The sequence below is a fragment of the Nocardia sp. 852002-20019_SCH5090214 genome, from assembly GCF_001665865.1.
GTDB lineage: Bacteria > Actinomycetota > Actinomycetes > Mycobacteriales > Mycobacteriaceae > Nocardia > Nocardia nova.
Genome location: NZ_LZMK01000389.1, coordinates 1 through 2,623, shown reverse-complemented (window position 1 = coordinate 2,623; position 2,623 = coordinate 1). Strand labels below are relative to the sequence as shown.

The window sequence follows — 2,623 nt, the reverse complement described above, 5'->3', positions numbered from 1 at the left end:
ACCCGGTTGAACCGGCCGCTGGGCACCGGGTTGATCATGTGCAGCCACACCATCAAAGACCTCGCCGCCTTCGACTCCGCCGCGGCGCAAGCCAAAGCCCTCGGCTTCTTCGAACGCGCCCGAGCCAAGATCATCGGCCCCGTCGGGCCGGAAGAGATCGAACGACTCCGCGCCGCGGTATCGATCACCGACACCGAAAAGTTGCTGGTCACCTCCTGGGCCGCGCCCCGGCCACCGACCGACGATCACCTCGACAACACCGGCGCGCGCGAAACACCGCCCGGCACAGGATGTTTCCTGCTCAAGACCGGAGAAGCCGATGCACCCGGCATCCCGTTCCGCATGACCTTCACCCCCACCGAGCGCGCCCGCGACATCCACAACACCAACCGCCGCTTCTCCCACCTCACCGGCGGAAACAACGATCGTCCGCGGCCTCCGTTCCAGGCCGAGGTCCTCGGGGTCGGGGAGGACGGCGATGGGTGATGTCTTCCAGAACCCTCCTCGCAGGCATCGTGTGCCTTCCCATCGCGTTGATCCTTTTCCTGGCCTTGCTGGTCGGAATACAGCCCGCGGACTCGTGTGCGACGCCAGTGCTAGATGGGGGAGTGGCGGGCTCGACCGGTCAATCGCTGGCGGGGTTGAACGAGCGGCAGTTGGAGCTGGCGCGCAACGGTGTGGCGATCGGCAAGCAACGCCGAGCTCCGGAGTCGGTGATCATCGCCGAACTGGTGGCGATGATCACCGAATCGACGTTGCGGAACCTTGCGAACTCCAACGTCCCGGAATCGTTGAACTACCCCAACGACGGCGTCGGCGCCGACCACGATTCGGTGGGCCCGCACCAGATGCGGGTCAGCGTCTGGGGAAGCGCGGGGATCGCCACGCTGATGAACGCGATCTATCAGATCAACTGGTTCTACAACCAAGCCGCCACCATCCCCGGCGCCGCTTCGATGACCTCGGCCGAACTCGCCCAGGCAGTCGAGGTGTCCGCACCGAACGCCTATGCCGGACAACTGGACCTGGCCCGACGCCTCTACGCGATGTTCGCCGATATCGACCCAGCGGCCGTGCCCACCCTCGCGCCAGGACAACCGGCTCGCGGATGTGGACCCGGTTCGGGATCCTCCGGCGCGCCGGTGCCGGCCAGTGGGTTCGGGCAGGCGGTCGTGGCCGCGGCGCAGCGGTGGATCGGTACCCCGTACGTGTGGGGTGGGGGAGACGCCGATGGGCCGACGGGCGGCGGGTTCGACTGCTCCGGGTTGACGTTGTACGCGATCTACCAGGCCTCAGGCGGTCGAATCCGGTTGCCGCACTACACCCAGGCCCAACAAGACTCACCGGCCGGGCAGATCGTCGCGTTCGATCAGCGGCAACCCGGGGACCTGATCTTCTTCACAACCCCCGGCGAGAGCGATTCCCACCATGTCGCCGTGTACGCGGGCCGCGACGCCGGCGGCACGGACCTGGTCATCCACGCCCCCCAAACCGGCCAAACCGTCACCACCGCCCCGCTCGCCCGAGTCGCCGGAACCGACCACCTCGACATCCGCCGCTACAGCACACCACCACCACAACCCCGAACCCCCACGGCGGAGGAGGGAAAACAACTGTGACACCGAATAATTCGCGTCGACGACGTAAGGCTCGGTCCGTCCGTGGACGTCCTACACCTCCGTCATCGAAGCGTCGCAACACCACGATGGCCAGTGCAGCCGGTAACGGTCGCTACACCCACGAGCAACGGCTCGCCGCGCGGGCATCAGCGGGGCCGCATCTTCTGGCCTGGGTCGCCGCGACGCGGCAGACCTTCACCATCTGCCGGCCCGACGGGCGCACTGTGGCCCACGATCGCTTCCACCGCGACCTGATCGTGGACAGCGACGACGCCGCCATCGAAGCCGCAGCGCTGCAAGCGATCTGGCTCGCCGCGCACGGGAAGGACCTCTGGGGCGCGGACGTGGCCACTCTGCGCATCGTCACATCCCGCTTCGTCGCGGACCCCGGCGCCCTGCACCGTGCGGCGTTCACCAGCGGCCTGGTGCTCGACCTGGTCGTCGACGCCGCCACCAATCCCGCGACCGGCCATCAGCTCGGCGTCTGGGTCGACTGGCGGCGCGCCGATCTCACCTGCCTGATCCAACACTCGAGGAACCAGCAATGACCTCACGCCCCATCGCAACCTTGCTCACCGTCTTGGCCGGAATGTACCTGCTGACCGCGTGCACCGAACACCCGTCACGCGGCCGACCGCCCGACGAACCCTCTTGTGCAGGTGCAGGATTCGATCCACCCTTCACCGCCGTCGACCCGTGCTCGGCCGACTCGGTCACGTCGACGGCGGTGGAGACGATGTTCACCTACCGGCCTGCCGAGGGGCCCGATCCCCGGCGCGCGTTCGAGGCCGCGACGCCGCTGCTGGAACCCGAATTCGCGCGCAGCGGTGCCCCCGCCGCGATCGCACTGGCCCCCGTAACAGCCGACATGTGGGACCGGTGGCGCGACCTGCACGTCACGGTCACCGCGACTGCCCGCCCCACGGCCGATGATCACCCCGCCGACACCGCGTCGCGGGCGGCGCGTGTGGTGACGGTGAGCATGCACCCCAGCGACAGCACGC

2 protein-coding genes and 2 pseudogenes are annotated in these 2,623 nt (G+C 68.2%); all 4 read left to right on the top strand.

The window, feature by feature from the left end; all coding sequences use genetic code 11:
• A pseudogene (locus A5780_RS41475) lies at positions 1–486 on the top strand (hypothetical protein); the annotation flags it as partial.
• 122 nt (positions 487–608) lie between these two features.
• Positions 609–1,619, top strand: coding sequence for a C40 family peptidase (locus tag A5780_RS32175; RefSeq protein WP_227994915.1), 1,011 nt, complete (start codon positions 609–611; stop codon positions 1,617–1,619).
• Positions 1,620–1,705: 86 nt separating this feature from the next.
• Positions 1,706–2,167 (top strand): hypothetical protein, encoded by a 462-nt coding sequence (locus tag A5780_RS32170; protein ID WP_064910922.1) that lies wholly within the window; start codon positions 1,706–1,708, stop codon positions 2,165–2,167.
• Positions 2,164–2,623 (top strand): annotated as a pseudogene (locus A5780_RS32165) (hypothetical protein); the annotation flags it as partial. The gene A5780_RS32170 and the pseudogene A5780_RS32165, both read left to right, overlap by 4 nt.